This is a genomic window from Tumebacillus lipolyticus, from assembly GCF_042682745.1.
In the GTDB taxonomy this organism is placed as follows: Bacteria; Bacillota; Bacilli; order Tumebacillales; family Tumebacillaceae; genus Tumebacillus_A; species Tumebacillus_A lipolyticus.
The window spans coordinates 634,991-641,544 of the sequence record NZ_JBHUIO010000011.1 but is presented as its reverse complement, the minus strand read 5'-3'; the positions used below and the strand labels follow the sequence as shown (position 1 = coordinate 641,544).

Genomic DNA, 6,554 nt, shown 5'->3' with positions numbered 1-6,554 from the left:
GTCGAGGGCTTATCCTAAGTTCTTTTTCTTCGACTCACATTCGCATCCGGTTTTCAGGGAATACACCCATCATGTTCAAACAGACTTGATCTTGTGAGATAGAGCCTTTCATGATAGAATAGTTCATGTCGTGCGGAAGTGGCTCAGGGGTAGAGCATCGCCTTGCCAAGGCGAGGGTCGCGGGTTCGAATCCCGTCTTCCGCTCCATTTCTATATTCGGGCCTATAGCTCAGTTGGTTAGAGCGGCCGGCTCATAACCGGCTGGTCCCAGGTTCGAGTCCTGGTGGGCCCACCATGTAGCGCCCCAAGATTCTTTGATCACGATGTGCCCTTAGCTCAGCTGGATAGAGCGTTTGACTACGAATCAAAAGGCCGGGAGTTCGAATCTCTCAGGGCACGCCATTTTAAAGCAAGAAACCGGAATGTAGCGCAGCTTGGTAGCGCGCTCGCCTTGGGAGCGAGAGGTCCAGAGTTCGAATCTCTGCATTCCGACCACCATTTGAAAGCGCGGTTTGGTCTTCTGAGACCTGACTGCGCTTTTCTGTATAAGGGGGCGTGAATGGGAACTTATGTTGCGTTTGGTCGCGATTTTTATCAGCATTGGTCTTGTCGGCATGACACAAGGGCTCATCGTACCGCTCCTTTCCTTTATCTTGGAAACGCGTCAGGTGAGCGCCGTGTTCAACGGAGTTTCGACGACCGCACTGTTCTTCGGCATCATTGTTGCTTCGCCGTTTATCGAGCTGCTCGTTCGACGGCTCGGTGCGAAGCGCACGATCATCTACAGCATAGGAATCGCCATCGCGATGACGCTGATGTTCCCAATCTGGGACAACCTTTACGCGTGGATCTTGTTCCGCGTCGTGTTCGGCGTTGCCCTCTCTGGTATATTCGTCGCGACAGAAATATGGTTAAACACACTTTTGAACTCAAAAAACCGGGGACGGATGTTCGCATGTTACGGTCTTTCGATCGCGATCGGCCAGATGATCGGCCCGCTCGGCATCAATCTGCTCTCGATCTCCATCTGGATGCCGTTTGTCGTCAGCGCGATCTTCTACTGCATTCCGCTGTTGATCACCATGCGCATCCCAGAAGATGAGAATTGGCTGGGCGAAGCGGAGGAAGAGCAGACGAACGGTGTCAAGCGGTGGTGGCGCATCTTCTGGCTCGCACCGTTTGCGATGTGCGCCTCGCTCGTCTTTGGCTACTTGGATGGCGCGCTGGTCGGACAGTTTCCGATCTACGGTTCCAGGCTCGACTTGGACCGAGCGACCATCTCGATGACGCTCTCCATCTTTTTCTTCGGATCGATCATCTTTCAATTTCCACTCGGATGGCTCTCCGATGTGTGGGGGCGCTTCAAAACGCTGTTTACCGCATCGCTGCTCGGGTTTCTCTGCTTTTTGCTCGTGCCGCTCACCGATCATAACGCGCTGCTCCTGATGGGGATGTTCTTTCTGATCGGAGGGCTGCTCGGTTCGTTCCACTCGCTGGGGATGGCCTATCTAGGGGATCTCTTGCGAGCGAAGGATCTTCCGACAGGCAACGCGCTGTATACGATGCTTTACGGGATCGGCTCGATCATGGGCCCTTCTTTCACCGGTGTCGCGATTCAATTTTTCGGCAAGGAATGGTTTGCCTGGTCGATCGCCGCCATGCTGGTATGCTATGCAGGATTTGGGTTACTTTGTTCACAAAATGTTAAGAAACGACCTTCTGCATTCACAACAAGCGGTCACTGAATCTGAATTTTTGTTCAAAAGTAGGACAAACCTCACTCTGATGTGGTAATATACTTGTGTGGATTCGGTAATTCAATCCGGATGTAACTTAATCCGATTTACAAAGAAAACGACTGTAATACTATATAGCCAGCGAACAGGCTAATTTACGGAAGGGGCTAGGCAGAATGAAAAAGGCGATTGCAGGCGCGGTGATTGGCGCAGCGGTTGTGGGGGGCATTTGGTTTTTCTCCCAAGCTGACGAGACGTTGGCAAGTGTAGGCGACTCGAAGATCACCAAAGATGATTTTGTGGTGAAGATGGAGCAAGCAGGTGGGAAAGACACCTTGAAACGAATGATCGAGGAGCAGGTCATCCTCAATCAGGGCAAGGAGCTGAAGCTGCTCGCAACCGATGCGGAGATCGACAAAGAGATCCAGAAGATCATCGACGAGCGGTTTAACAAAGACAAGGCGCAGTTAGATTCGGCGCTCAAGCAAAACGGCATGACGATGGATGATCTGAGAGCGGAGATGAAGATCTCGGTCACCGCGAAAAAGATCGCAGTCAAGGACATCACCGTCTCCGATGAGGAGATTAATGAATACTACGACAAGAACAAAGAGTCGACCCTCGGGCAGAAAGCGCAGGCAAAAGGGCGCCATATCCTGATCAAGGATGAGGCGAAGGCGAACGAGATCTACAAGCAGCTCCAAGCGAATCCGGGCGACTTTGAGAAATTGGCGAAGGAAAATTCTGAAGATGCGCAAACGAAGGAAAGTGGCGGCGATCTTGGCCAGTTCCCGAAAGGCGGCATGGTCAAGGAATTTGACGAAGTGGCTTTCTCGGCACCGCTGAACGAGATCCAAAAGCCGGTCAAGTCTGAGTTTGGCTATCACATCATCAAGATCGAAGAGCGCACAGATGCGGTCATTCCGAAGCTGGAAGATGTGAAGGAAAAGATCATCGACACCTTGAAGGAACAGAAAGCGAAGCCGTACGCAGATCTGATCACCGAGCTGACCGCGAAGGAAAAGATCACGATCAACAAATCGGAATACAAAGGCATCATGGATCCAGATCCAGCAGCAGGTGAGCAGACCGGTCAAGGTACGCACACCGAGGGCGACGGTCACGACCACTAATCGATTCGATGCAGATGTCATAAGGCTTGGGCGCGACCGCCCAAGCCTTTTTTGTACAGCGGGGATCGCGGATCGATGGGGAGCGAAAGAGATGGGGCAACACTGCCATGCCGCTGGATACCTGTCGCAGCACTTGATACCTGTCTGACCAGCGCACAGGGAACTGCTGGAGAATTGCTTGCATGTTGCATCATCGAGCGTGCTACACTAAATAGAAAGAGGAGGTGCGATGCATGGACAATGTTACGCATGCTCTTCACGGTTTGGCGTTGTACGCAGTGGCGGCAACCGATCCGTCCATTGCAAATGACCCGACGGCGATGAGCGCGGTCCTATGGGCAGCCTCTCTGGGCTCACAGGCGCCCGATTTCGATTTTGTGGTTCGGCTCTTTGGCGGAAATGTTGCCTATTTGAAACATCATCGCGGGATCACGCATTCGCTGCCCGCTTGGCTGTTGTGGCCGACCTGTTTGGCGCTGGCACTATGGTTGTTCTTCCCCGACCATTTCGGATTGCTTTGGTGGTGGAGCTTTCTCGGGGTGGTCGTACACGTCGGGATGGATCTGCTCACCACGTATGGAACGGTGGCGTTTTGGCCAATCTCGAAACGCCGCTATGGGTGGGATATTTTGATGATCGTCGATGTCGTGCTCTGGGCGCTTGGAGCGCTTGGCATCTTTCTGTGGTGGCAAGGTGTTTCACCGGAGCAAGTCTTGCTCGCTACGCTGGTACCGGCTGGGCTATATCTGCTGGTACGTGTGACCGTACAGCTGATGCTGCGTCGCAGAGTGCGACAGTTTTATCGGCAGTCGGGGATCGAGATCGGCCGGATCTCCGTCATCCCGTTTCTCGGGCTGTTCAGATGGAATCTGGTGGCAGAGAGCGAAACAGGCTATGAGACGGGCACAGCCCATCTGAGGAAAGGGATCGCCATCCATCGCAAATATGCAAAAAACAAAGTGGATGCTGCGCGCGAGGAATTGGAACGATCGCAAGTTTACCAAGTGTTCAGCTGGTTTGCTCGCCATCTGTTCGTCGAGGTGAAGCGAGCGGAGGATGGTCAACTGCGAGCGGAGATGGCCGATTTGACGTTCGGCTTTCAGGATCGGCTACCGTTAAGTGCTCAGGTGACGCTGGACGCGGAGGGAAGTGTGATCGAGGAGCGTTTGATGCGCAAGCCGGTGAAGGTCAGAGCGGGCAAACAGAAAGCGCAGAACGGTTCTGCAAACAAAAACCACGACGCCAACTGAATGGTGTCGTGGTTTTTGTTATCGGCTCGTCTCTAAAAACTCGTGCAACGCTTGGATGATCCCGCGCTCTTCTCCTTGCAGTTCATAGAGTCGCTTTGCAAACATGATGTAGGGAACTGAGTCGGCTTGCAACAAGAAGGCTTGTGTGTCGGGAGAGAATCGCGAAAGGATGAGATCCGCTTCGGAGTAGATGTCTTGATCGATCATGTCATCATCGTGCAAGTAATGCACGGGAACTTGCAGCGCATTCGCCAGCTTGCGAACCACTTCCATCGAAGGCTTGGTGCGAGTTCCACGCTCCAGCGAAGAGATGTGGCTGATCGAGAGGCCGGAGCGCTGGGACAGCTCGTTGAGCGTCCATTTCTTGCTCAGGCGCATCTCCCGTAGCTTGGCTCCTAGCGTATAGTTCGAGGATTGTTCCACAGTCAATCCCTCCTCCTAGAATGCCGAACGGTTTTAGTAGTAAGTATAACATACTCACATAGTATTTGTGAACAATATTTAAGAATAGATCGTTTTTCAAGTAAGAATCACTTCTTAACGTTCAGAAGGAAATCAACCGCAATCTGCCATCCCGTTTCATAACTTTTCTTAACTTCAGGATGGTTGAGTAATGATTTCGGGATTTATATTAGGATAACGCGAACTTTACATAGGACAAAAGGAATATAGGATTATGTTCCTTTAGGACATTTTCACTATTTATCAATCTAAATGGTTGTGTGGCTGTAGATTTTTGTAGTAAAGTGTAAATGTCATTATATCAACTATTATTCTTGTTGTTCGGAAGTGGAAACAAGCCAGATTGAAGCGGTGGATTAACAAACTTCTGTTCGAGCACCAGTTCAAGTAAAACAAATTTCACTGACAGTATGATCCAATCGAGGTTGACAGCAGTCAGCTTACATATCAGCACCGTGTTATAACTAAAATGCAGAGCAAGCACTTAATTATTTTCAAAAAAGCTGACAAAAATGTAGTGAATACTACATCATCCAGTTGACAGATTATATATATTTCTTATAATGAAACTAAGTTGAATGAACCGTAAATAACTACTCATCTCGCATATAATGCCATTTTTTGAAAGTAAGTTTTGTGAGAATAACGGAGGAGACAGCGATGAAAGCTACGTTAGGACAGAAAATTCGTGAGTTGAGAATTCGAAAAGGTTTGACGCAAAGCGACCTAAGCTCTGGTTTGGTGACTCCGAGCATGATCTCACAGATCGAATCGGACAAAGCGAATCCGTCGCACAATCTGCTCGCGGCGATCGCAGAGAAACTGGACACTCCGATCGAGTATTTCTTGACCGATACGGAGACACAGATGGAGAAAGTGAGCGTCTACAAGATCGCCAAGGCGCTGATGGCAACGCGCGAGTATGATCGCGCCATCGAGATGTTGATCGATCTGGAGGAGAACCCATCTCCGCACGTTTCCTCGATCGACGTCGCCTACGATCTGGCGGTCTGTTACCTGAGCACCGGAAATGTGGTCGATGCGACCGATCGTTTCGAAGGGGTGTTGGATTCTGCGATCGCGCGCAATGACAACAGCATTCAACTGCTCGTGCTCAACAAGCTGGGTGAGCTTTCCTATATGGAAAAGAATTACCCGATCGCGATTCACTACTGGAAAAAAGCGCATGAGATGATCAAGAAGGGGCATCTTGCTGAGCTGTACCTGCAGGCGAACATCTTGAAAAATCTCGGCACCGTCTATTACAAGTTGGGCGAGTACAACGAGGCGCTCCACTTCTATCAGGAATCGAACGATCTGCTCACCGGCAGCAATCACTTCAAGCAGATCGGTGACATCTATTTGGAGCTGTCCTTCACCTATCGGGAGATGGGCGAGTTCGAAAAGGCGGCCGAGTATTCGCAGTCTGCTCTGTCGATCTTCCAATCGCTCAACAACATGAAGATGACGATCGACGTGAAGGCGAAGTACGGCATCGTCAAAGGGGAGACGGGGGGCATCGAAGAGGCGATCTCGATCCTGACCCAGTGCATGAGCGACTATGCGGACATCGGATGTGAGATCGAAGTCGGTCAGCTGCACAGCGATTTGGCTCGCATCCTGATTCAAGATGCTCGCATCGAGCAGGCGAATGAGCATTGTGCGTCTGCGCTCAAGTTCTTCCCCGAAGAGAATCTCGACCGCGCACATGTCTATCGCATGAGCGGTCAGATCGCCTCGGCGAGCAACCGTGCGGAAGAGGCGGCCGATTTCTTGCGGAAAGCGGTTGTCATCTACCAGGAGCATCAGGCGTTTGGCGAACTGGTCAAAGCGTACTCGATCCTCGGCGACATCTACAAAGCGAAGGGCGACTTCAAAGAAGCGATGGAGTGCTTGGAGAAGATGAACGAGGCGATGGAAGAGAATCTGCGCGAGCGCAAAATTGTGATCTGAACATCGGAAGTAAAAAGGCC

The 6,554-nt window shown here is 51.1% G+C and carries 5 protein-coding genes and 4 tRNA genes; 8 read left to right on the top strand and 1 reads right to left on the bottom strand.

Annotated elements, in window-relative coordinates; genetic code table 11:
- Positions 1-132: 132 nt before the first annotated feature.
- From ACFSOY_RS19395 to ACFSOY_RS19365, 7 genes are all read left to right on the top strand, one after another.
- Positions 133-207, top strand: a tRNA-Gly gene (locus ACFSOY_RS19395).
- An 11-nt stretch (positions 208-218) separates the two neighbouring features.
- A tRNA-Ile gene (locus ACFSOY_RS19390) sits at positions 219-295 on the top strand.
- A gap of 30 nt (positions 296-325) precedes the next feature.
- Positions 326-402 (top strand) — tRNA-Arg (locus ACFSOY_RS19385).
- Between the two features lie 16 nt (positions 403-418).
- A tRNA-Pro gene (locus ACFSOY_RS19380) sits at positions 419-495 on the top strand.
- A 74-nt stretch (positions 496-569) separates the two neighbouring features.
- Positions 570-1,745, top strand: a complete 1,176-nt coding sequence (locus tag ACFSOY_RS19375) for an MFS transporter (protein WP_386049505.1) — start codon at positions 570-572, stop codon at positions 1,743-1,745.
- 167 nt (positions 1,746-1,912) lie between these two features.
- Entirely contained in the window at positions 1,913-2,869 is a 957-nt protein-coding gene (locus tag ACFSOY_RS19370; RefSeq protein WP_386049504.1) for a peptidylprolyl isomerase, read from the top strand.
- Positions 2,870-3,102: 233 nt separating this feature from the next.
- On the top strand, positions 3,103-4,119 hold the full coding sequence (locus ACFSOY_RS19365) for a metal-dependent hydrolase (RefSeq protein WP_386049503.1): 1,017 nt from the start codon (positions 3,103-3,105) through the stop codon (positions 4,117-4,119).
- An 18-nt stretch (positions 4,120-4,137) separates the two neighbouring features.
- On the opposite strand, the gene ACFSOY_RS19360 is transcribed toward ACFSOY_RS19365, so the two are convergent.
- Positions 4,138-4,542 carry a helix-turn-helix domain-containing protein gene (locus ACFSOY_RS19360; RefSeq protein ID WP_386049502.1) on the bottom strand — a complete coding sequence of 135 codons (405 nt, stop codon included), beginning with the start codon at positions 4,540-4,542 and terminating at the stop codon, positions 4,138-4,140.
- A 699-nt stretch (positions 4,543-5,241) separates the two neighbouring features.
- Between ACFSOY_RS19360 and ACFSOY_RS19355 the strand changes: the two genes are divergently transcribed.
- Entirely contained in the window at positions 5,242-6,534 is a 1,293-nt protein-coding gene (locus ACFSOY_RS19355; RefSeq protein ID WP_386049501.1) for a helix-turn-helix domain-containing protein, read from the top strand.
- Positions 6,535-6,554 lie beyond the last annotated feature (20 nt).